Genomic DNA, 22049 nt, shown 5'->3' on the forward strand with positions numbered 1-22049 from the left:
CAACTTTGAGGGTCCGCTCGACGGGAACCCCTCGACGTCGGGAGCGCACACCAGGGTCACCCCTTATGGTCCCCACCCGGCCAATTTGGGTGTTTTTGCTGACATGCAAAAAACCCCGCGACTTTTTTTGCCAGCAGGCAAAATTGCCCAAAAGTCTTTCCCATGCAGCGCTATCTGGCCCAGCAAGTCCGTGCGGACCTTATGCGCAAGATGGTCTTCCTCGCCGGGCCGCGGCAGGTGGGCAAAACCACGGTGGCCCGCTCGCTGGTTGGCGACCGACCCGGTTACATGAGCTGGGACGTGCCCGCGGACCGCGAGGCCCTCCTGCGTGGACGGCTGCCCATCGCCCCACTGCTCGCGCTCGACGAAATCCACAAGGACCGCGCCTGGCGCGCACTGTTAAAGGGCCTGTGGGACGGCCGGGTCGCCGGGCAGCAGATCCTGGTCACCGGCAGTGCGCGGCTCGATTTCTATCGGCACGGCGGGGATTCGTTGCAGGGGCGGTACCATTTTCTGCGGCTCCACCCGCTGTCCGTCGCGGAGCTGGGGATAACGGATGTTGAGGCGTTCCGCGGGTTGCTGACCTTGGGCGGTTTCCCCGAGCCCTTCCTCGGGGGCAGCGAGACCGAGGCGCGACGCTGGTCGCGCGAGTACCGCGTCCGCCTCGCGCAGGAGGACGTGCGCGACCTGGAGCGCGTTGCCGACCTCGGCCGGCTGGAGCGCCTGATGCTACGCCTGCCCGAGTTGGTCGGCAGTCCGCTCTCCTTGAACGCGTTGAGCGAGGACTTACAGGTGAGCCACCGCGCGGTGTCGCACTGGGTCGAAATTCTCGAACGGCTTTATGCCGTGTTCCGCGTGCCGCCATTCGGCACGGACGCAATCCGGGCGGTGAAGAAGGCGCAGAAGCATTACCACCTGGACTGGTCGCTGGTGCCGGAGCCAGGGGCACGGTTTGAGAACCTCGTCGCCGCGCACCTCCTCAAGTGGGTGCATCACGAACAGGACACTCAAGGCCGCGAGGTGGAGCTGCGCTACGTGCGCGACGTGGATGGCCGCGAGGTGGATTTCGTGCTCGTGGAACGCGGGCGGCCGCTGGAATTCATCGAGGCGAAGTTGTCCGCCCGCGAAGCGCCGCCGGCGCTGCGGCACCTGAAGGCGAAGTTCCCGAAGGCGAAGGCGACGCTCGTGGTGGCCGAGGGCGGTACCCCGACGCGGACGCCGGATGGCATTGAGACGCGGCCGGCCTGGGACTATCTCGGCAGCTTGGTCTAGTTTGGGTGCGGCCCCATGGCACAAGCCTCCGGGGGGGCCTTCGTTCGGCAGGCCGTTGGAGAAGCACCAGCCGCGGGGAACCTCCAGACCATGGGCAGTGGTCCAAACGCTTCGCGTCGAAGCGGAACTACTCCAATTGGTTGAGGCGGAGGTACACTTCGGTGTCCTGAAAAACCGTCGGAGGGAGGATCACTTGGCGGGTCTGGCCCACGGTGACCGGGTCGGATTCCACCACCGTCCAGGAAGCAGGCTTCAACCTGGCGGCGCCTTCCAACCGATAACCAGCGTCGGGAATCGTCCAGCGCGCGACGTAGCCCGCTTCCGCCGGAGGGATCAATTGCACGGCGCCAGCCGCGGCGTTGGCGACCCAAATCTCCGAATTGAGTTCATTGCCGGGGAAGGTGTCGTCCAACAGCACTTCGTTGCCCCGCTTGATCTGAATCCCACCCACCCCGATGCCCTGTCCACGGTTGGCGTCGGCATTGGCCTGCGCTCCGAAGTATACTCGAAGCGCGGAGCCGCCGTCCCGGAACAACGCCGCCGCCTCGGTTCCAATGTCGATCGGATCACTGACGGTGCCATCCGGAGCGGTCATCGTCAGCACTGATCCCTTGCCGGCGATCGTCCACGTGCCGGTGATGGTCGCGCTGTTGATGACCGTGTGCGGTTCGCCCCCGCCGTACAGCTCGGAGTTGCCGCCGGCCTGATCCGTCTTGATGCGGAAGGTCGCATTGCCGGTTCCGCCGGCACCAGCCTTGATGTCCATGAAGATCAGGGTCGGCTGATTCCAGTCTGGTGACGTCTCCATGCCGGGCGTTCCCGGCACCAGAAAGATGTGACCCTGGAAACCGGGGTGGGCGGTGGCGTCCGGGAAGCTGGAAATTGTGAGTGAGTACGCCACCGGCTCCGACGAATCAACGAAGCTGTACCGGGTCGGATCACCTCCTGGATCGGCTGTGTAAATGTTGTGGCGGCCGTAGATGTCGGTGCTGGTGGTGACCAGCGAGAGACCGGAACGCGCAGGGGTCAGCGTCAGGGTGGGCGGGGGCGGAGCCGCCGTCGCGCGAGTAAAGCTGAGGTTGTCCAGATTCAGAATCACCGGGCCGAGCAGGGCGTTGTCCCCGACCTTGAACGTCAGGCGATGAACCTGGTTGGCGAGCGGATTGATGGTCAGCTCCAGGTGATGCCAGTCATTGTCGGCGATCCGGGTTCCGCTCGAACCGTTGTTTTGGGTGCTGATCCAGTCCCAGCCGGTTCCGTTCCGCAGAATCACCTCAAAGAACCCGTAATCCCCGCCGGCCCGCTTCACCGAAGCGGGATCCACCCGGACGTCCAGATTCACGGTCACGAAGTCCTGGGCGGCGTTGACCTCCGCCGGGAGGGCAAACGTGAACACCGACTGCTGATAGCTGCCGGGCAGTTCGGTGAACTGATGTTCCAGGCGGATCGTCCCGGAGGTGGAGCGGCCCCGGGTATCGGCGGGGTCAAAGGTGGCGCTTCCGGGCACCGACCAGCTTTCCCAAATCCAGCCCTCCACGGGTTCCCAGGGGACCCCGTTGTCAATGTGACTGATGACCACGTCCTCGGGATGGGTGGTGTAGGCGATGTTGTCCAAGTTCAGGGTCACTGGTCCTTGAAACGCATTCTCACCGAGCTTGAGGGTCAGCGCGCGGATGGAATCCACGCCGTCCTTGGGCACCTGAAACGTCACGCGCCGCCAACCGGATTCGATCAACCGGGTTCCGGGCAGTCCGACCCAATCCCAACCGCCGCCCTGGCGCAGGATGACCTCGAGCCATCCGTAATCGCCGTCAAACCGCAGGCTGGACGACGCGTCAACCATGACGTCGAAGGTGACCGCCCCGATCGAGCCAATGAAGTTTTCCGGAGCCGGCAGGGGAAGGGTGAACACGGCCTGCTGATAGCCTTCGGCGGCGGTGAAGGCGCTGGTGAGGCGGAGGGAACCGGATGTGGCGGAGCCCCCGGAGACGGGTGAATTCCGCGTGCCATCGAACTCCACGGTGCTGCCGGCGGCGGACCAGTTTTCCCAATACCAGCCGGCGGCATCGGCATCGAAGGCCGAGTTGGTGAACAGGGTGTCACCGGCCTGGGCGGGGAGGATTCCCAGTCCGAGAGCGGCGAGCAAAACCGGGCGCAGGCCGCCGACACGGCGGCACGAGGCCGAGAGATCTTTCATAATGCGAAAGGCGAAACTTCCCAACGCCCACGCCGGGATGCAAACCCGGAATCTACTCGCGCAAATGCTCCAGGGTGCGCCAAAACAGGTCCTCCGCCATTTTGTTGGGCCGCTCCTGATTGGCGTGCGAGAGGGTGTGCGGTTTGCGGGGGTGGCCCCGCGGATGGCGGACAAGGGGCCGGAGTAGATCTGCAGCGCATCGCACAGGTCATTGAGGCCAAAGGCGCGGCCTTGCTTCCCGTAGATCAGAGCCACCACATGGCTCCAGTGGCTGAAGGTTCGAGCCTTGCTCTGCGCCCGGTGCTCCCTTGACCAAGCACGCCACCAAGTACGGCGGAATCAAGAGCAACGATCCCTCATAAAATCAGCCTCGGCGTTCAGAAACCCTGAACTCGCGCCTAAACCCAACACACAGCAGAAATTTGGTTTTATGTTGTGCCGGGAGATGAGGCGGTCCGGCTGGCGGAACCGGTAGAAGCGCATGTGCTCCGCCGCCCACTGGGGGTCCGGGACATGGTGCGATCCGCCGGCGAGGGTGTGGGTGCCGACGGGAATCCATTCGGGAGGGGTGAGGCTCGACGTGGCTTCGATGACGAGAACTGTGCCGTCGGATCCGGTCAGGGTGATGCCGGATGGATTCGCGATGACGCCAAAGTTCGGGTCGGTGTCCGGGGATCGTGGAATCCAGAGCTTTCGGACTACGGCCTCCCGTAGGTCGTCGTGAGGTATTCCACCAGGGCGGGCACGATATTGGTCGGCACGGTTGCGCCGAACCGGACCCGCATCTTGTCCACGTTGGCCGTCCATTGAGCCTTGGTGAGCGGTGGCTGCGTGGTGATGTAGTCCACGGAATGGCATTGCGCGCAATGGGCGGTCGCCACGCCCGCCCCAGGGCCGGGCTTCAACGAGGGTTGGGCGGTGGGAAGGGTCCACGCCTCCGCAGCGTACGGATTCCGGGGAGGCTCCACGGGGACACCGGATCCCGACGCCCCCAAAGCGCCTTGCCAGAGGAGCAGCAGACCGAGAAGCGTCGTGGGACGGGTCATGAGACGTTGACGTTTACCGGTTCGACGCAGTTGCGCATGTATCCGGCAGGATTCCAGAGCGGCTCCAGCGGTTGCGATTGTCCCAGGGTATTGGTGGCCCGTGCCCACAGGGTGTACCGACCGGGCCGCGGCGGCGTCCACGCCAGGGTCCATTCCCGGAATGAGAAATCCCCGAGGCTGGGGCCCAGCACGGCGGCCCGCCACTGCTGGCCCCCGTCGTCGGAGACCACCACGTCCCGAATACCGTGCCCTCCGTCAAAGGCAATGCCCCGGAGCCGAACCGGGGTGCCGGAGGCGATGGTCGCGCCTTCCTCCGGGCTCGTGATGAAGGACCGGACGTTCATCCGGGAGATCGGGATCGTCCTCCGCGGCAGGGTGTCCGGGGCCACGGCGGCACAGGGGTCATCCGGAATGCGATACCCGGGATCCATCCAGAACCCCCGGAAGGTCGCGTCCACCACGGTGATTTCATGGACCTGCTTGATCCAGTAGGTGCCGTAGTAGCCGGGAACCACGAGCCGCAACGGGTAGCCATTGAGCCAGGGCAACGGCTCCCCGTTCATTTCCGTGGCCAGCAGGACATCCCGGTTGGTGGCGAGGTCGGTGTCCAACGATTTCACGAAGTCCGGGGTCGCGGGCATCAGCGGCGTGTCGAGTCCGTTGAACACCACCTGGGTCGCGTCCGAGGCCATCCCGGCGGTTTCGAGGACATCTGCCAGCCGGACTCCACGCCAGCGGGCGCAGCCCATGGCCCCGTGCCCCAGCTGCCCGCCGGCGACCCGAGGCTCAAAGAATCCGCGGCTGTTCCCGGAGCATTGCAGCACCGCCACGATCTCCGCCGGTGGGAACCGTTCCAGCAGGCCGGCGATGGACAGGGTGAGGGGTGTGGCCACGCGGCCACCCACCTGAAGCCGGAAGCGGTCCGGCGTCAGCAACTCGGGGGCCGGCGGCGCATTCGTGAGGTGATACCGAACGAAAAACGCGTCGTTGGGCGTGAGCAGGCTCTCGTTGAAGACGTCATACGGCGTCTCGAGCTGGGGCGGACGCGCTGTGAGCCGCAGCAGGGGACGCTTCTGCGGGTACCGAACCAGGGGGCGCCCGCCATTGGAGAACGGCAACGACCCGAAGTCCGCGCCCCGCAGTGCCGGCGCCATCAGCGCCGCCCCGCTCCATCCCAGGAAGCGCCGCAAGGACACCCGTGGTCCCCATCCGTTCATGCCCACACCTCCGACGCGCGCAATTGCTTCAACAGCAGATCGCCAAGATCGGTGGCGCTGCTGACGCTGAAGAAGCGGATCCCCCGGGCCGCGCACACCTCGCGGAGTCGCTGCACATAGCGCGCCACGGACTCCTGGTAGGCGCGCAGGCGGTAGCGTCCGAAGGTCACCTCCTGCAGGGCACCGGTCTCAGCATCCACCAGGCGCAGGTCGCCGAAGGCGGTGGGCTCGAGCTCCTCGGGGGCGAGCACCTGGACGGCGCTGACCTGGAAGCCGCGCCCTACAAGCGCCTTGAGCCCTTCCTCGTATCCCGCCGGGTCCAGGAAATCGCTGAGAACGACGGCCACGCCCGCCTGCCGGGCCTCCTGGGCGCCGCGCCGCAACGCGCCGTTGAGGTCGGCGGCACCGCCCGCCCGGAGTTCGGACAGGTTCTTGAAAAAGGTCACGGCGGACTTCCGTCCACGCACCGCGGCGAGGGCGCCCTCCAGGGCGGCCTGAAGGCCGCGTCCGCCCCCGGTGTCGAGCGCCGGCTCGCGCACGGCGGCGGCCGGAAAGACGGACACGGCCACGCGATCGAATCCACACAGGGCCACGTAACCGACGGCGGCGGCCACCTGCCGGGCGAAGTCAAACTTTGATGGCGACCCGAAATTCATGCTCTCGCTGGCATCGAGAAACAGCCGCACCGGCAGCTCGCGTTCCTCCTCATACAGTTTCAGGAACAGCCGGTCGAGCCGCCCGAAGAGGTTCCAGTCCAGATACCGCAGGTCATCGCCCAGCGCGTAGTTTCGATGATCGGCAAATTCCACGCTCAATCCGCGGGCCCGGCTGCGTCGCTCGCCCTTCAGCGAACTCTTGGCCCGGCGCGCCGCGAGCAACTGCACCTGCTCCAGGCGGCGCAACAGGTCGGCGGTCAGGAGGGCACTCATCGGATGCTGATGCGTAACGGTCCCGCCACGTTCGGGCCGAAACTCCCGGGTGACAAGCCGCGAGTCCGGGCCGCGGTGCCGGGATGGCGCCCAAACCCCGCGCGGGGCCTGCCCGACAACCGGCCGGCGCTGAAAGCTGGCGCTGAAGGCTCGCCAATCCTTCGAAGTCCCGCCACGATCCTCCCACTTGCATTTATGGCCAAGCCTACTGTGTATCGCTTCTGCGCGGGCCCCTGGAATTTCAGCGAGGGACAGGACCCCTACGGCCCAACGACCCGCCCGCCCCAGACGTTTGATTGGAAGTTGTCGGCCCTGAAGACGCTGGGCTTCGACGCGATGATGTTTCACGACGACGATGCCGTTCCCGACATTGACTCCAAGTCACCGGCGCAGGTGTTGAAGGAGGCCCGGGAGCTGCGGAAACGGCTCAAGGGCGAGGGGATTGCGGCGGAGATGGTCGCCCCCCGTCTCTGGTTCGCCCCGCAGACCGTGGACGGCGCCTACACCAGCAACGACCCGAAGTGCCGGCGATACGCGATTGACCGGTCCCGGCTGTCCATTGACATCGCGAACGAACTGGACACCGACATCCTGGTGCTCTGGCTGGCGCGGGAGGGCAGCTACATTCGCGAGTCCAAAAACGCGCGCCGGTGTGTGGACCACCTGGTCGCGGCCTGCGATGCGATGCTGGCCCACGACCCGAAGATCCGGCTGGCCATCGAGCCGAAGCCCAACGAGCCGATGGACGTCGCCTATGTCCCGACCATCGGCCACACCCTGGCGCTCGCACAGTTGACGCGGGATCCGAAACGGGTGGGTGCGCTGATTGAGTCCGCCCATGCCATTCTCGCCGGCCTGGACCCCGCCGATGAAATTGATTTCGCGATGGCCTTCAAGAAGCTCTGGTCGCTGCACCTCAACGACCAGAACGGGCTCAAGTTCGATCAGGACAAGCCCTTCGGGTCCGCCAACCTGCGCGTGGCGTTCAACCAGGTGCGCTCCCTGGAGCGCAATGGCTATGGACGCCGCGGGGAGTATGTGGGCTTCGATGTCCACCCCTTCCGCACCACCCGGCCGGAGCACTGGCTCCGCCATCTCGACAACTCCCGCCGCACGTTTCTGCACCTGGTCGAAAAGGCCCGCAGCTATCCCGAATCGCAGGCCGGGGCGCTCATTGCCGACCGCAACTACCAGGACCTCGACCAACTGGTGATCGAACACCTGCTCGGGCGCTAATCCACCGCATGCCCGCCGCGCGGTTTCGGCGGAGCCTGAAACAGCAGCACGGCACCCACGGCCGCCCAGGACAGGTTGGCTGCGAGGGTGATCAGGCACGCCGCCACCGCAACCAGCGCCGGCACGCCACAGGCGCTCCAGAGCACGATCGCCGCTCCTTCACGGGCGCCGGCACCCGCCACGGTGAACGGGAACGCCGCCGCCAGCCCGATCAGCGGCAAGGTCCAGAGAATCCGCATCCACGGCAGCCCCGGGGCCGCGACCCCGGCCAGCCCGAAGGCGAGCGTGCCCGCAACACACAGGTTTGCCAGCACGCTGAGGCCCGTGGCGAAGATCAGCAGGTGGGGACGCTCGCGAAGACTGTCCCAGCCGTTGCGGGCCAGGTGCCCGGCCCGGATGATCCCCGCACGCCCCCGCACGGATCGCAGCGCGACCCACCCCGCACCCGCAGCAGCGACGGCCGCAGGGATCCACCACCACCGGAACTTCAGCGTCCATTCCCAGCGCGACGTCAAGTCCCCGAGGCTTGCCGCCGGCACCGCAACGACCCCGACCATCAACACGTAGACCGCGAGGCCGACCAACCCCGCAAAACGGTCGAGCCCACACACGAGGAGCAGTTCCGCCAGCGGCCGCCGATGACGCCGGGCATGATCCACGCTCTTTCCAAAATCACCGAACATCGCTCCGGGGAGCACCAGCGTCAGGACATACCCCACGAGCGTCGTCCGCCCGCTGTGGCGAAAGGGACCGGACATCCCCCGAAGCCAGAGCATCAGATGCCACCGCACCGCTACCAACGCCAGGGCGCCCCCGGACGAGGCCACCGCCAATGCCAGGAATCCCGGACGCGCCTGGCGCAACACCTCGGCGAGCCGTGCGGGATCCACCTTGTGGATCAGGAACCCCAGGAGGACTGCCGAGCCCGCGATCCCGGCAAGGGTTCGCAACACGGGGCGATGCGGAATCCGCAAGGTCCTGCGGGCCCCCCTGGCATCCGTCCGCTTCAATCCGGGTAACCCTCCGGATGCCGCCGGTGCCAGTCCCACGCGGTAGCCACCACGTCCTCAATCAAGGTGAACTTCGGCCGCCAGCCCAGCTCCCGATACGCCTTGTCCGCGGCGGCCACCAGACGCGGCGGATCGCCGGCACGCCGGGGCATGGTGCGCACGGCGATCGGGCGTCCGGACACCCGTTCACAGGCGGCGATCACCTCGCGCACGGAGGCGCCGGTGCCGGTGCCCAGGTTGAAGGCACCGACCCGGCCGGGCTCGAGGGCCAGCCGGTGGGCCTCGGCAAGATCCGCGACGTGGACGTAATCGCGGATGCAGGTGCCGTCGGGCGTCGGGTAGTCCGTGCCATAGACCTCCACCTGAGCCGTCTGTCCGAGGGCGACGCGGAGGATGTTCGGGATGAGGTGCGTCTCGACGCGGTGATGCTCGCCGCACCGGCGGGTGGCACCTGCGGCATTGAAGTAGCGCAGAATCACCGGCTCCAGTCCGTGAATCTGCCCGTACCAATGCAGGATGCGCTCGAACATCCACTTGGATTCGCCGTAGGGATTGATCGGCCGCTGCGGCTGGGACTCATCCATCGGCACCTGCTCCGGCGTGCCGTAGGTCGCACACGAGGAGCTGAACACAAACCGCCGGACCCCTGATGCCACGGCGGCATCGGCGAGGTTGAGTCCGGAGAGGACGTTGTTGCGGAAGTACAGGGAGGGATCCCGCATGGACTCCCCCACCAGCGCGCTGGCGGCGAAATGCACCACGGCCGCGGGCCGCGACGAATTCAACAGCCCATTCAGGCCGGCGCGGTCCGCCAGGTCGAGCACGACCAGTCGCGCCCGGGGATCCACCGCGGCGCGGTGACCTTCGCTGAGGTTGTCCACGACCGTCACGTCGTGGCCGGCGGCGCAAAGCGCCTCCACGCAGACCGAGCCGATGTAACCAGCACCGCCCGTGACCACGACGTTCATGAAGGCCGGACGTTAGGGACCGTGGTCCGCGGCCGGCAACGGAAAGTTCCGGCGGCCGACGCCAGTGCGTCTGTGCCGGTGCGTGGGTGTGGTGTGGATCCGAACCTGAAACTTGCCACGGCGAACTCTCCGTTGGACTGTCCCAAGACAACGAGTCACCTTCCCTCCATGATGTCCCCCTCCTTGGTCTCCCGTCGGCACCTGCTCCGCAACGTCGCGGTTGCGGGTGCTGGATTCTTCATCAGCACCCGCGTCACGCGATCCCTGGCCCAGGCCGCGCCCACCGGGCCCTTCAAACTGCCGCCCCTGTCCTACCCCTTTGATGCCATGGAGCCGTACATTGACGCCCTGACCATGGAGATCCATCACGACCGGCACCACGCCGCGTACGTGGCCAACCTCAACAAGGCGGTCGCCGACCATCCCGATTTGCAGAAGATGACGGTCGAGGAACTGGTGCGGAATCTGGACCAGGTGCCGGAACGGATTCGAACGGCGGTGCGCAACAATGGCGGCGGGGACTACAATCACACCCTCTTCTGGCAGTGCCTCAAGAAAGACGCCACGCCGCTCTCCGACGGCCCGCTTCAGGAAGCCCTGGAACAGGTTTTTGGCGATGCCGAGACGGGACAGAAGGAGTTCCTGGCCAAGGCCCTCAGTGTGTTCGGCAGCGGCTGGGTGTGGCTGAGCGTGGACAAGAACAAGCGGATCGTCCTCGAAACCACCCCCAACCAGGACACGCCGTGGGCCCACGGCAACAAGCCGTTGTTCGGGCTGGATGTCTGGGAACACGCCTACTACCTCAAGTATCAGAATCGCCGCGCCGACTACGTCACCGCCTGCTTCAACCTCGTCAACTGGCCGTTCCTTGAGAAGCGGTTCGAAATGTTGACCGCATAGGTTTTCGAACGTCGGAGTCGCCGCTTCGGGAGGATCAACCCGGGGGCAAGTCCGGGGGCAGGTCCTTCACCAGCACTTTGGAATTCCGTCCGCTCGCATCATAGCGGTCGCGGCGCGTCGGGGGCAGGTCCTCCGCGGTGCCTTCGCGGTAGCCGGCCTTGCTCTGAAACCAGGTGAATGCCTGCGTGGAGAGCGTGACCAGCTTCATCAGGCCGGATTCGCGCGCCTTTTCTTCGACGAACTGGACCAGTGTGCGCCCAAGGCCCTGGTTTTCGTGCGCGCGACTCACGTAAAGGAATGCGAGTTCCCCGGTCTTCTGGTCCGGGTAGGCGTGCAGCGCCACACAGGCCACCGGATTCCGGTCAATCTCGAACAGGTAGTAGTCCCCGATCCGGCGCTCGATCTCGGTCCGGGTGCGCTTGACCAGCTCCTGCGCGGCCACGGATTCCTTGGTCAACTGGATCAGGCTCCGGATGTCCTTTTTCAGCGCCCGACGGATCTGCTGGTATTCGTTGGCATGGATGAGGGTCCCGATGCCCTCGTTCGAAAAGACCTCGGCAAGCAGGCCCTCATCCTCGCGGCCGTTGATGATGTGCACCCGCGGCACCCCGGCCAGGCACGCGGCGACGGCGCAGCGCGCCTTGGACAGGAGGTCCGGCGCGAGTTCGCCCGGGTGCTGGGCGATCAGCTGCTGCAATTCGGAGGCGCGCATCTGCCGCAGCAGCCGCCCCTGGCGCAGCAAACCATCGGCAGGGGTCAGGTAGATGAGCTTGATGGCCTTCAGCTGGTCCGCCAGCGCGAAGGCCACGGCATCGGAATTCACCCGGAAGGTTCTGCCGTCGCCATCGAATCCGAGGGGCGGGACCACCGGGAGGATTCCCTGCTGGAGCAGCGTCTGGAGGAACTCCACGTCCAGCCGTTCCACCTTGCCGGTGAATTGGTGGTCCACGCCGCCCAGGATGCCCAGCGGGTGGGCGACCACCGCATTGGTGCTCACCGCCCGGAGGTCGTTGGTCGCCAGCCCCTCAAGAATTTCATGCGTGAGGCGATTGGCCGCCGTCAGCGCCAAATGGAGGGTGGGGGCGTCCGTCACCCCGGTGCCATCCAGGTTGCTGGGGACCACGCCCCGCTCGACACCCAGCGAGGCGATCTGCGCCGCGGCGCCATGCACGAGGACGATGCGGATGTTCAGCGAGCGCAGGACCGCGAGGTCGAGCAGGAGGTTGGCGAAGTTGTCGTCGGTGACGATGGCTCCATCAATGGCCACCACGAACACCTTCTCGCGAAAACGCGGGATGTAGCGGAGGATGCCGCGCAGGTCGGTCGGTTTCACTTCCAGTCAACCGGGTCCGAACGCTTTTCAGGACGTCGGACACCGCGGCGGCGGATCGTGGGGAGACTTCGGGAATCCGCAATACATCTCGAATCACCCCCGCGGATCGAGCGGACGACGCGCGCCGGGTCATGGGCCAGGCGGACCCAAATGGGGACTCATTTGTGTCCCGGCCGCTGGCAGGGCCTCAAAGTGACAGGTTCATTCTCCGGCTGAATGGGAATCTCTGGTGGCCGCCCTGCTCCCCGGGGCCGGCGGTCCATGTCACAGCGGACGCAGCCGGGGCCACTCCAGTTCCAGCCCCTCGGAACGCAGCACCTCCTGGAAGGCGGCCAGGCGCTTTGGGTCCCGCCGGATCTGCCGTGGCGGCTCACCAGTGCGCAGCGCTTCCGCCGCCAGCCAGCCGGCGGCCTCCCCCAGATTCCACTCCACCGGATGCAGCCGGTAACAGCCATTGGTGATGTGGGTGACCCCCAGGTTCTTGCACGCCGGGAGCAGGTTCTCCATCCGCACGGGCACCAGGGCGCCCAAGGGGATCTGGAACGGCAGGCTGCTGAGATCGAGGTAGTTCTCCCCGGTCGCGCTGGGGTGCAGGTCAATCCGGTACGCGCCCACACCCACGGAGTCGGGAAACGGCGCGGCCGTGACCTCCTCGGACGGACGTCCGGTCTCCCGCCGGCGCCACTCGGTGCTGACATGCTGCTCCAGCACCGTGAACTCGGCCCGGATCCGGCGTGATTCCCGCACGTACACCGCCTTGGCCAGTCCGTCTTCGGTGCCCACGACATCCGGACGCAGCCGCAGGCCCTTCCATCCGGTGCCACCATCCGGGCGCGGGGCCTCCGTCTGCATCCAGTAGAGCAGACACCGGCTCAACTCGCGTCCGCCCTCCAGGTGTTTTGCCGCCAGCCCCGCCTCGACGCCCGTGAGCGGTCCCAGCCAGTAGTCGTTCTGCGGCCAGTTCACCAGCGTGATGCCGCCGCCTGGATATGCCCCGGGCCGAAAATTCTCCGGATCGGCGATGCGACGATACAGAAACAGGTTCAGCCCCGGACCGCCCGGTCCCGAAGGATCGAAGGACACCTCCCGCGGAGCCAGCGTGATCGGATGGGTCATGGTCCATCCCAGCAGGCGGCCCGGCCAGGTCGGCCGCAACTCAGGAACGTAGTCGCGCCAGAAGGGGTATGCCTCCGGACGCGGGATCACATGGTCCTCGCCCGCCCGATGGTCCACAGCAAAGCACCAGGTGAATGCCTGCTGGTTGAGCGGTTGGGCCATTGCCGGCGCATGGGGTTCCCCGGTGTCCTGCTGGGACTCCGCTCCAAGCACATGCTCCGTCGCCGTGAGCGACAGCAGGTCGCCCAGTTCGGTGGCATCCAGAAAATAGGGCGCCACCAGTGTGCGCCGGTCCCCGGTGCGCCCGTCGCGAACCGTCACCGCGAGAACCCGGTCTGCCACCGTCTCCGCCGCCACCGGTGCGTGTTCGAGCAGGAGACGCAGGCGTCCGGAACTGAGGTGAGGTGCCAGCAGGGCCGTCAGCACCGCCAGGGCCGCCCGCGGTTCATGGCACAGCCGGGAGACAAGCCCGTTGCCGGGATTCAGCCGCGAATTGCGCAATGCGGCGGCCGTCAGCGGATAATGGTCGCGATAGTGCCGCCGGACCCCGTCGCGAAACTCACGGTAGCTGCGGGTGCAGCCAAAACTTTCGATCCAGGGATGCTCATCCGGCGGCACCGCCTGGGAGGTGAGTTGTCCGCCGATCCAGTCCGTCGGCGCGGTGAGCACCACCCGAAGGCCGGCGCGGCACGCGGCAAGCGCCGCGGCGCAGCCGCCGGTACCGCCCCCGATGATCACCACATCCGCCGCGAATTCATTGCCCGCCGCGTTCGCGGCGCGAAGCCAGTTCGGCCAGGCGGCCAGCAGCGGGGCTCCGGCCACAGAACTCCTCAGGAAACTTCGGCGTGACGCGTTCATGGATGGCGATCCCGGCAGGACCCGGACCCATGAGACACCGACGCCCACACGAAACAAGGACGGGACGGTCGAAACCACGGTCAGGACGCCCCGCCCGCCTCCCGCACGGCCGCGAATTCCTCGCGTCGGGGCATCAACAGATAAACGAGACCCCCGATTGCGCTCCAGGCGAGGTTCACCGTGTACCCCAGGAGGGACAGGGAGAGAGCCAGGCCCGGCTTGAGTCCAAACAGGGGCAACCCCACCAGCCAGACGAACAGGTTCTCGCGCACCCCGAGACCCGAGGGGGTCACCGGCAGGGCCGCGAGACAGACCACGGCCAGGGACGCAAACGCGAGCAACCGCGGCTCGAGCGTCAAGCCGATCCCGCGGGCCAGCACGCCATAGGTCGCCGCCACGCCGGCCGCAATCAGCAGGGACCAGAAGGCCATGGCGGCCAGGAAGAGCGGATTGCGGCCGAGCCGGCGGCATCCGGACAACGCACGGACGACCGACTCACCCTTCGGAATCCTCCGGAGAGTCCTTCCCACCAGGCCTTCGTGCCTGAGGACATCGGTGAAAAAGCCGAGCGCCAGCAGCATGGCGACAACGACCGCCATGGCGCCGAGGACCAGCACCACCGCCTGGTAGCGGCGAAAGGACGCGATGAATTCGCGATTGGGCAGGGCGAGCAGCAGGGCGGCCAGGAGGAGGCCCAGGGTGCCCAGCATGCGATCCACAAACACCGACACCGCCGCCTCGGCGCGCCGCTGCGGCGCCGCGCGCGCCGCATACCAGGCCTTGACCACGTCGCCTCCGGCCGTGCCGAGGAGGAAGGCGTTGAAGAACTGCGCCACCAGCGAGATCCGCATCACCTCACGCCAGGAAAGATGCAGTCCCTGCTCCCGCAGCACCCGCCGCCACCGCACCGCCCCCGCCGCCACCAGGAGGCCGCAGAGAAGGAAGGCGGTGGCGAGACTGACGGCATCCAGTCTGCGGATCGTCGCCCACAAACCCGCCGGCCCACGGGTCCAGGCCAGGGAACGCTGTTCCCACCGGGTCAGCGACGACCAGGACGGCCCACCGGAGGCCTGAAGCTGCAGCTGGACCTCATTGCAGAAGATGGAATGGAAGATGGCGCCGAGGAGCAGGAGCCCGGCGGCGGCCCGGGCGAGCTTCCAGGGCGCGAGGCGCCGCGCCGCGCCCTCATTCATCGCCCCAGACGGACCGCAGGAATTCATACCCCCGGCGGACATCGTCGGCGGACACCCCGGGGCTCAACTCGATCACCTTGATGTGATCGGGCCGGACGAAGCTTCGAAGCGTGCGGAAATCCACCATGCCCGACCCGGGCGGGCAGTGATCGTGCTGGCCTTCGGCGTCGGCGATCACATCGTGCACATGAAATCCCGCCAGACGCGGCGCCAGCTCCTCCAGGTGCATGGCGTGATGAATGAACCCCAGGTTCTCCTTGATCTGGGCATGACCGCAATCATGCCAGTAGCGGACGTTTTCCGGAAGGCGGGCCAGAAACAGGGCGAGTTCGTGGTCGAAGGGAATCTCCTCGACGGCCTCCCGGTTCTCCACACCGAGCAGCAATCCGCGGGTGGCGGCCTCGCCGGCAATGCGCTCGATAAGTTCCAGGGAGAGCTCCTGGGCCTGTTCCTTGGAGCGTTCGCGTCGTTCCTCGACCTCCTCCACCAGCCGGCGGTACCTGGGCGTTTCTCGGTCCCCGCGGGCCACCAGCGTCTCCAGTTTGTCGTTGTAATCCCGCATGGGCACCTCCCCGCAATGCAGCACCACAAGCCGGGCCCCCACCCGCTGCGCCATATCGAGCGTCTTCAGCGTGTGTTTGAGCGCCGAGGCCCGTTCGCGGCCATCGTCGGAACTGAACTTGAACAGGTTTGGCGCCGGCCAGTTCACCCCCATGGGCAAAGGACAAAAGTTGTGCAGCGTCGAGATGCGGATCTCGCCGGCGTCGAGCGCCTCGATGATCCCGGGAACCAGGCTGATGCGAATGCCGTGGCTGAGCTCGGCATACCCGAAGCCCAGGTCGCGAATCTCCCGCAACATCTGGCGCCCGCAGGTGTGCCGGCCCGAGTTCCAGCAGGTGGAAAGGGAATACATGAAACGAAAATCGCCGGACGCGTGCCCGGTGGGGCTGCATCCGGCGAAGGAGTCTATTGGGTCCCGGAGACGCTCACAGGTCGGCGTATCGCGCGGACAACATGGCGCTGAAGCGTGCGACCTTCAATTTACGGCGACGGCGCTCGCTCGGCTTCTCGTAATGCCGCTTGGTACGGACATCCTTGAGGGTGTTCTCGCGGTCCACCTTCTTCTTCAAACGACGGAGAGCCCGGTCAATGGGCTCGCCTTTTTTCAACTTTACTTCGCTCAAGTCACGTTCACTTCCTTTCCGCAATACAGCTGCTCCCCGGGAGGCAGTCTGCTCCTTCGGGACCTTGCGGGGCCCGTCGAAGGTCCGACGCGAAGCCGGCTGGCCTCCGCATGCGGAGAGGTGAAATAACGAATTCCGGGCGGGAGGCAAGGCTCGAAAGCGATTGAACCGGGCCTTTGGTGCGCCCCCGATTCCCATCCGGCGGACGCCCCGGTGGTCCCGGAGCCGGGGCCTGTCCGGGATTTTTTTGCCGAAAACCCGGCGAAAGGGGTGCAGGCACAACGCGATGACTCTGGGCCGACCTGTGAACGGGTTGCGCAGGGACCGCATGAGGGTTCCCTGCAACATTGCCCGTGCGCCCGGCGATCGGCCCCCACCCCGGGCCCACCCTCTCCGTCAACACGCCACAGCCGGGATCCCCGGCCTTTCGCGGCCACACCATGCACATGGCCCACCGATTACGGTGCATCTGGGCATCGGACCGGTTCGGCATTCGCAAGCCCGCCCGATGAAGGGTCGGACAGCGCGCTTGCCACCGCGGGTGACTCCGGACAGCTTCCGCCCCCACGATGCTCTACGTCGACATCCCAACTCCGCCCGAACTCCTGGCGCTCTCGCTGGAGCGCACTCCCGCCTCCGTGAGCATTTACCTGCCCACCACGCCCGTCTCCGGGGAGGTTTCCGGCGACCGCACCGTGCTGAAGAACCTCGCAGCCGAAGCCACGGGGAACCTCGCCGCGGCCGGACACGACAAACGGGAGATTGCCGCACTGGCTGAACTTTTGGGGGATCTCGTGGAGGACGAAAAGTTCTGGCGATTCCAGGCGCACAGTCTCGCCATCTTCGCCACGCCCTCGGGCGTGAGGACGTTCCGCCTGCCCAATGCCCTGGTTGCGGCCGTGGAGGTGTCTGACCGCTTCCTTTTGAAGCCGCTGCTCCGGTCTGTGACATTTCCGAACGTTGCCTATGTGCTGGCCCTCGCGGAAGGCAGCGTGCGGCTTCTCGAAATCTCCCCGGACCTGCCGGTGGCGAAGGTGGGCGGTGCGGATCTGCCGAAGCATGTCGCGGATGCCCTCGGCGTTTCCTCGATGGGTGTCCGGACGGAAGGCCGACGCTCCGACAGCCCCGCGGGACAGCGGGCGCTCCGCACCCAGTTCGTCCGCTCGGTGGACCGTGCCGTACGTTCCGCGCTTGCCGGTCAGGATGTGCCGCTGTTTCTCGCCGCCGAACCCTACCTCGCCGGGCTTTACCGTCAGGTCAACAGCTACCCGCACCTCGCGCCTTTCGGGCTCGACGGAACCCCTGAGAACCTCACGGATGCCGAGGTGGCGGACCGCACGCGCGGACTGCTCGACCGCCGGCACCAGGAGGAGGTTGCCGCGCTCCGCGGTCTCTTCGCCTCCCGGAGCAACAGTGGACGTTCCACCGCCGACATCGCCCAGGCCGCCCGGGCTGCGACACTCGGCGCGGTGGACACCCTGCTGGTGGATTTCAACGCTTCCGTGCCAGGCCTTGTGGATGAGGAAACCGGGGCCGTGACGTTCCACGATGCCGGAACAGTGTCGAACTACGGCGTGGTGGACGAGATCGCCCGCCGCGCCCTCCACACAGGCGCGAGAGTCCTCGCCGTCCGTTCGGACGATCTCCCGGCGGCCAGCCCGCTCGCGGCCATCCTGCGCTATCCGGTGTGAGCGCATGGGACCGTTCTCCCCGGGAGGAATCCGACCGGCGGCGAGGACCATCCGCTGTTCCCCGCAACCGTCCGTCAGCCGTCGCCGCTCATCGAACGGATCCCACCCGCCCGATCCCGGAAACGTTCCGTCGCCTCACGGGACCCTTCCTCAGAGGCTTCAACTCATCCCTGTCATTCAACGGGACTGCGCGGGCGAGTCCACCAGCTTGAGCCAGGCCCCGTGGACGAGCGCGGTGGGTTGCAGCGTGTGGCCGGCGGGTTCGCTGGCCATCTTGTGCGCGGCGAGGCGGCACAGTTCCTGATCAACCAGCGGCAACCGTTCGTCGGTGGAACCGGCGAAATCAGGAGATCACCCCATGTGACTGATCCAGCTCCGGAGGTTCGGCATACGAAGGGTTGGGCGGATTCGCCCGCCGATTCGTGGACCCCGGACCCGATTCACTCCGGGGGCGGGATGGCTGACGACGGAACGGAAGGCGGGGTTGCTGCGTCGTCGGCCGGAACCGGTTTGAGGGAGCGCAGGCGGATGTTCTTCAACTCCGCGGTCGTGCTGTAGCTGGCGATGCCGAGCGGCTTGGACAGCTCAATGTCGCCCGGCCTCAGGGAGATGGTCTTCCCCGCGATCGCGGTGTGAATCCGCCGCTCGCCGTCAATCCACACCGAAAGATGGGCCGGCGTGACCGCCAGGCGGATCCGATACCAGCGTCCCGCCTCGAACCGCTGGTGGGTGGTCGTCTCATTGTGTGCGGCGTCGTTGCCGTCCAGGGAGGAGATCCCAACGACGCTGCCGCCCCAGCCACCGACGATCAGCGTCGCGAAATCCGAACCCACGGGAAAGGTGAGCCCGCAGAAGAAGTCGCTGCCCACCACCCGCCGGGCCTCGAGTTCGATCTCATAGTCCATGTGCGGGGTTGGATTCGTGAAGTTCACGCCGGTCAGCAACCCCATGTTGAGCACGAGGGTGCCACCCGTGACCTCAACTTCCCCAGACCCGCCAAACGGCGTCGGCTTCCATCCGGATTGGGTCTTTTCATCCAGAAGTGACCGCCACTCTTGGGCCGAACCGGACATCACCACCAGCCAGCACCCCAGCGCCAACATCGCGTTTCGCATGGCGTCAGTCTGCCGATCCAGGCGCGGAACGGCGATGGGAATCCGGGGCGAGATCCGGACGCACCGGCATCCCAAAAGCCCGGGGGCGCGGCCCTCCATTCAGGCACGGGACCCCTGCAGCGGGGTCACAAATTCAACGGGTCCTCGGAGCCGGGTCCCATCCGGGTGGGGCCTCCGCGTGCGTCCTCCGGTGGAACATTCCCCGCAGGGTCTGGCGGGGGAAAAATCTCGGAACGCGCCTCGAGATCCGGTACTTCTTGCCAACCAGTTCGTCAGCCGCCGCCTCCAGTGAACAACGTGTCACCGTCCCTGATCCCCCCGGAGCACCCCGAGTTCTCCGGGTTCATCTTCAAGATCCAGGCGAACATGGATCCCAGACACCGCGATCGCATCGCCTTCGTGCGGGTGGTCAGCGGACGCTTCGAACGCGACATGGTCGTGACCCACGTGCAGTCGGGACGCAAGGTGCGGCTCAGCTCCTCCCACAAGCTCTTCGGCAACGAACGGGAGACGGTCAACGAGGCGTTTCCGGGCGACATCATCGGGCTGGTCGGGCACGACGGCTTTGGCATCGGCGATACGCTCACCACCGATCCGGCCATCTGTTACGACGAGATTCCGCGCTTCACCCCGGAGGTCTTCGAGTATTTCCACAACGCCAACACGGCGAAGTTCAAGCAGTTCCGCCAGGGACTCGACCAGTTGCTGCTGGAGGGTGTCGCGCAGGCCTTTCACCTGAAGGACACGGCAAGCCGGGTGCCGCTCCTCGCGGCGGTGGGCCCCCTTCAGTTCGAGGTGCTCCAGTACCGGTTGGAGACGGAGTACAACGCCGAGATCCGCCGTGAGGCGGCCACGTTCCAGGCCGTCCGGTGGCTTCCCGCCAGTCTCGACGCGCCGGCGCTGGACTCCCTGGGTCTTCCAACTGGAGGGCGCGTTGCGTACGACGCCGACCGGCATCCGGTCGCCCTGTTTCCCACCGAGTGGTCGCTGAACTACTTCGCCCAGCAGCACCCGGACATTCCGCTCAGCCCGCTGCCTCCGCGAAGAGCGTGAGGTGCCCGGCTTCGCCCCATCCCTGCCTCTGCCCAGGGCCCGGGCCGCAACCTTCCCCGGCCGCCACCCGCATGCACCCCAAGATTCAACGCGCCCTGAGGGCAACCCTGCTGGGCGGCGTGATCAACGGGGCGCTGGCCACGGTGAAGCTCGCCGGGGGACTGATCGGACACTCGCAGGCCCTGGTCGCCGATGCGGTGGAGTCGTTCGCGGATATCCTCAGCTCGCTCATCGCATGGCGTGGTCTCGCAGTGGCCTCGCGTCCTCCGGACGCCGAACACCCGTACGGTCACGGCCGCGCCGAAACCATCGCCACCGCCATCATCGCGACCCTGCTCCTGCTGGCCGCCGTGGGCATCGGGGTCCATGCAGCGAGGGAAATCCTGCAGCCGCATCCGCCGCCCCGGCCGTGGACGCTCGCCATCCTGGCCGGCGTGGTGATCCTCAAGGAGGGCCTGTACCGGTGGATCTCCCGCGCGGCACGCGAGTCCGGCAGCACCGTGACGCTGAGCGACGCCTGGCACCACCGCAGCGATGCCATCACCTCCTTCGCCGCCGCGGTCGGGATTTCCGTCGCCTGGATCGGGGGACCCGCCTGGGGATCCGCGGACAACGTCGCCGCCCTGTTTGCGGCCGGCATCATTGCCTGGAATGGCTGGCGTCTGCTGCGTCCCGCACTCGAAGACCTGATGGATGCCGCCCCCGATCCCAATCAGACCGCCGACATCCGGCAGACGGCGGAGTCGGTTCCCGGGGTGAGCGACGTCGAGAAGGTGCGTGTCCGCCGCCTCGGATGGGAACTGTTGGTGGACATGCACGTGCGGGTCCGCCCCAGCCTCACGGTCGCCGAGGCTCATGCGATTGCGCACGGGGTCAAGGACCGTGTCCGCGAAGACCACCCGTCGGTCCGGGACGTCCTCATCCACATCGAACCGTCCCTCCCATCCGAACGTGCCAGCCAGCCGGATTCAAAATGACCAACCATCGCCCTTCGGAACGGGGTCTTAACCAGTTTGACACCGATACAGGAACTCTTTTTCCTCGTCATCCGTCAGCCCGTTAACCCCACACAAGTTGCCCGACACATCTCCGCTCCTCTGTCGGGCCGGAAACAAAAGGGAAGGACATCCTTCCAACTCCGGCGGTCGCGCCATGCTGGCGCAAGCTAGTGGGGCATTTTGAATTTGAGCCGGACACAAACGTTTGCGTCGGTTGAAGTGAGCCGGGCGGCTGATAGGATCGGCGCCCGATAAAAACATCCAAGATCAGGGACTTCAGCCAGAGGGCCTTGGCGGTCGTCGAACAGGCGGCCGGCTCAAAGCGGCCAATACCATCAACCCGCTCGGCCAAGCCGAAGCGCAAGGCCGGGTAACCGCACCCAAACAGCGTCTTCTGCGCAGATCAAAGGGTCCCCCGCGAAGTGGACCTTCTGATTCAAATCCTATTTAGAATCGGTTTAATCCAAAACTTTCATGCACTTTCTCAATCACAGAAATCGCCTTCTCCAAGAAAGCCTTCTCGTCGCCGCACGCAGCACCATGACTTCCAGTTATATCACGGTAGTTGTATAGGGGGTCTCCCGTGTACTCCACCCATGCTCGGCATCTTCGAAGTTCATCAATCCAAGTCAGCATTCTGCGTCTCTCGGAAGGCAACAGCCATGGGCCAGCGGAGAATGGCGCTAAGTTAAGAGCCAACAAAACTGGGGCTTTTGACTGAGCGTCGGTAGCG

Annotated in this window: 19 protein-coding genes; 6 read left to right on the top strand and 13 right to left on the bottom strand. The window is 66.2% G+C overall.

The genetic code is table 11. The annotated features are described in order from the left end of the window. Nucleotides 1-162: 162 nt before the first annotated feature. A complete protein-coding gene (locus tag KF791_19950) occupies nt 163-1272 on the top strand; it encodes an ATP-binding protein (protein MBX3734857.1) in 1110 nt (369 codons plus the stop codon). Nucleotides 1273-1399: 127 nt separating this feature from the next. Here KF791_19950 and KF791_19955 read toward each other — a convergent pair whose 3' ends face one another. The 4 genes from KF791_19955 to KF791_19970 form a co-directional block, all read right to left on the bottom strand. Beyond that, nucleotides 1400-3469 carry a hypothetical protein gene (locus tag KF791_19955; GenBank protein MBX3734858.1) on the bottom strand — a complete coding sequence of 690 codons (2070 nt, stop codon included), beginning with the start codon at nt 3467-3469 and terminating at the stop codon, nt 1400-1402. A 698-nt stretch (nt 3470-4167) separates the two neighbouring features. Beyond that, a complete protein-coding gene (locus tag KF791_19960) occupies nt 4168-4515 on the bottom strand; it encodes a cytochrome c (GenBank protein MBX3734859.1) in 348 nt (115 codons plus the stop codon). Further along, the gene (locus KF791_19965; protein MBX3734860.1) at nt 4512-5732 is read right to left on the bottom strand and encodes a molybdopterin-dependent oxidoreductase; all 1221 of its coding nucleotides are present in this window, start codon (nt 5730-5732) and stop codon (nt 4512-4514) included. The genes KF791_19960 and KF791_19965 overlap by 4 nt, the downstream gene beginning before the upstream one ends. Further along, nucleotides 5729-6661, bottom strand: a complete 933-nt coding sequence (locus KF791_19970; protein MBX3734861.1) for a DUF58 domain-containing protein — start codon at nt 6659-6661, stop codon at nt 5729-5731. The genes KF791_19965 and KF791_19970 overlap by 4 nt, the downstream gene beginning before the upstream one ends. A 195-nt stretch (nt 6662-6856) precedes the next feature. Here KF791_19970 and KF791_19975 point away from each other — a divergent pair, with 195 nt between their 5' ends. Then, nucleotides 6857-7897: a TIM barrel protein gene (locus tag KF791_19975; protein ID MBX3734862.1), complete on the top strand. Its 1041-nt coding sequence runs from the start codon at nt 6857-6859 to the stop codon at nt 7895-7897. On the opposite strand, the gene KF791_19980 is transcribed toward KF791_19975, so the two are convergent. Both KF791_19980 and galE read right to left on the bottom strand, forming a co-directional pair. Beyond that, a complete protein-coding gene (locus KF791_19980) occupies nt 7894-8850 on the bottom strand; it encodes a flippase-like domain-containing protein (protein ID MBX3734863.1) in 957 nt (318 codons plus the stop codon). The genes KF791_19975 and KF791_19980 overlap by 4 nt on opposite strands. 53 nt (nt 8851-8903) lie before the next feature. Beyond that, on the bottom strand, nt 8904-9875 hold the full coding sequence (gene galE, locus KF791_19985; protein ID MBX3734864.1) for a UDP-glucose 4-epimerase GalE: 972 nt from the start codon (nt 9873-9875) through the stop codon (nt 8904-8906). A gap of 168 nt (nt 9876-10043) precedes the next feature. Between galE and KF791_19990 the strand changes: the two genes are divergently transcribed. After that, nucleotides 10044-10775 carry a superoxide dismutase gene (locus tag KF791_19990; protein MBX3734865.1) on the top strand — a complete coding sequence of 244 codons (732 nt, stop codon included), beginning with the start codon at nt 10044-10046 and terminating at the stop codon, nt 10773-10775. 34 nt (nt 10776-10809) lie between these two features. Here KF791_19990 and argA read toward each other — a convergent pair whose 3' ends face one another. The 5 genes from argA to rpsU all read right to left on the bottom strand — a co-directional run bounded on the left by argA (nt 10810) and on the right by rpsU (nt 16459). Further along, nucleotides 10810-12108 (bottom strand): amino-acid N-acetyltransferase, encoded by a 1299-nt coding sequence (gene argA, locus KF791_19995; protein MBX3734866.1) that lies wholly within the window; start codon nt 12106-12108, stop codon nt 10810-10812. Between the two features lie 264 nt (nt 12109-12372). After that, a complete protein-coding gene (locus KF791_20000; protein MBX3734867.1) occupies nt 12373-14082 on the bottom strand; it encodes an FAD-dependent oxidoreductase in 1710 nt (569 codons plus the stop codon). A gap of 80 nt (nt 14083-14162) precedes the next feature. After that, on the bottom strand, nt 14163-15275 hold the full coding sequence (locus KF791_20005; GenBank protein MBX3734868.1) for a flippase-like domain-containing protein: 1113 nt from the start codon (nt 15273-15275) through the stop codon (nt 14163-14165). Next, a complete protein-coding gene (locus KF791_20010; GenBank protein ID MBX3734869.1) occupies nt 15268-16188 on the bottom strand; it encodes a sugar phosphate isomerase/epimerase in 921 nt (306 codons plus the stop codon). Before KF791_20010 ends, KF791_20005 begins: the two co-directional genes overlap by 8 nt. A gap of 73 nt (nt 16189-16261) precedes the next feature. Beyond that, entirely contained in the window at nt 16262-16459 is a 198-nt protein-coding gene (gene rpsU / locus KF791_20015; GenBank protein MBX3734870.1) for a 30S ribosomal protein S21, read from the bottom strand. Between the two features lie 569 nt (nt 16460-17028). Between rpsU and KF791_20020 the strand changes: the two genes are divergently transcribed. Next, nucleotides 17029-18150, top strand: coding sequence for a hypothetical protein (locus KF791_20020; protein ID MBX3734871.1), 1122 nt, complete (start codon nt 17029-17031; stop codon nt 18148-18150). A 177-nt stretch (nt 18151-18327) separates the two neighbouring features. Here KF791_20020 and KF791_20025 read toward each other — a convergent pair whose 3' ends face one another. Both KF791_20025 and KF791_20030 read right to left on the bottom strand, forming a co-directional pair. Beyond that, nucleotides 18328-18468 carry a hypothetical protein gene (locus tag KF791_20025; GenBank protein MBX3734872.1) on the bottom strand — a complete coding sequence of 47 codons (141 nt, stop codon included), beginning with the start codon at nt 18466-18468 and terminating at the stop codon, nt 18328-18330. 122 nt (nt 18469-18590) lie between these two features. Further along, nucleotides 18591-19265 (bottom strand): DUF1080 domain-containing protein, encoded by a 675-nt coding sequence (locus KF791_20030; GenBank protein ID MBX3734873.1) that lies wholly within the window; start codon nt 19263-19265, stop codon nt 18591-18593. A gap of 366 nt (nt 19266-19631) precedes the next feature. Between KF791_20030 and KF791_20035 the strand changes: the two genes are divergently transcribed. Continuing rightward, on the top strand, nt 19632-20318 hold the full coding sequence (locus KF791_20035; GenBank protein ID MBX3734874.1) for a hypothetical protein: 687 nt from the start codon (nt 19632-19634) through the stop codon (nt 20316-20318). 71 nt (nt 20319-20389) lie between these two features. Further along, entirely contained in the window at nt 20390-21295 is a 906-nt protein-coding gene (locus KF791_20040) for a cation transporter (protein MBX3734875.1), read from the top strand. Nucleotides 21296-22049 lie beyond the last annotated feature (754 nt).

This window comes from Verrucomicrobiia bacterium, from assembly GCA_019634635.1.
Lineage (GTDB): Bacteria > Verrucomicrobiota > Verrucomicrobiia > Limisphaerales > UBA9464 > UBA9464.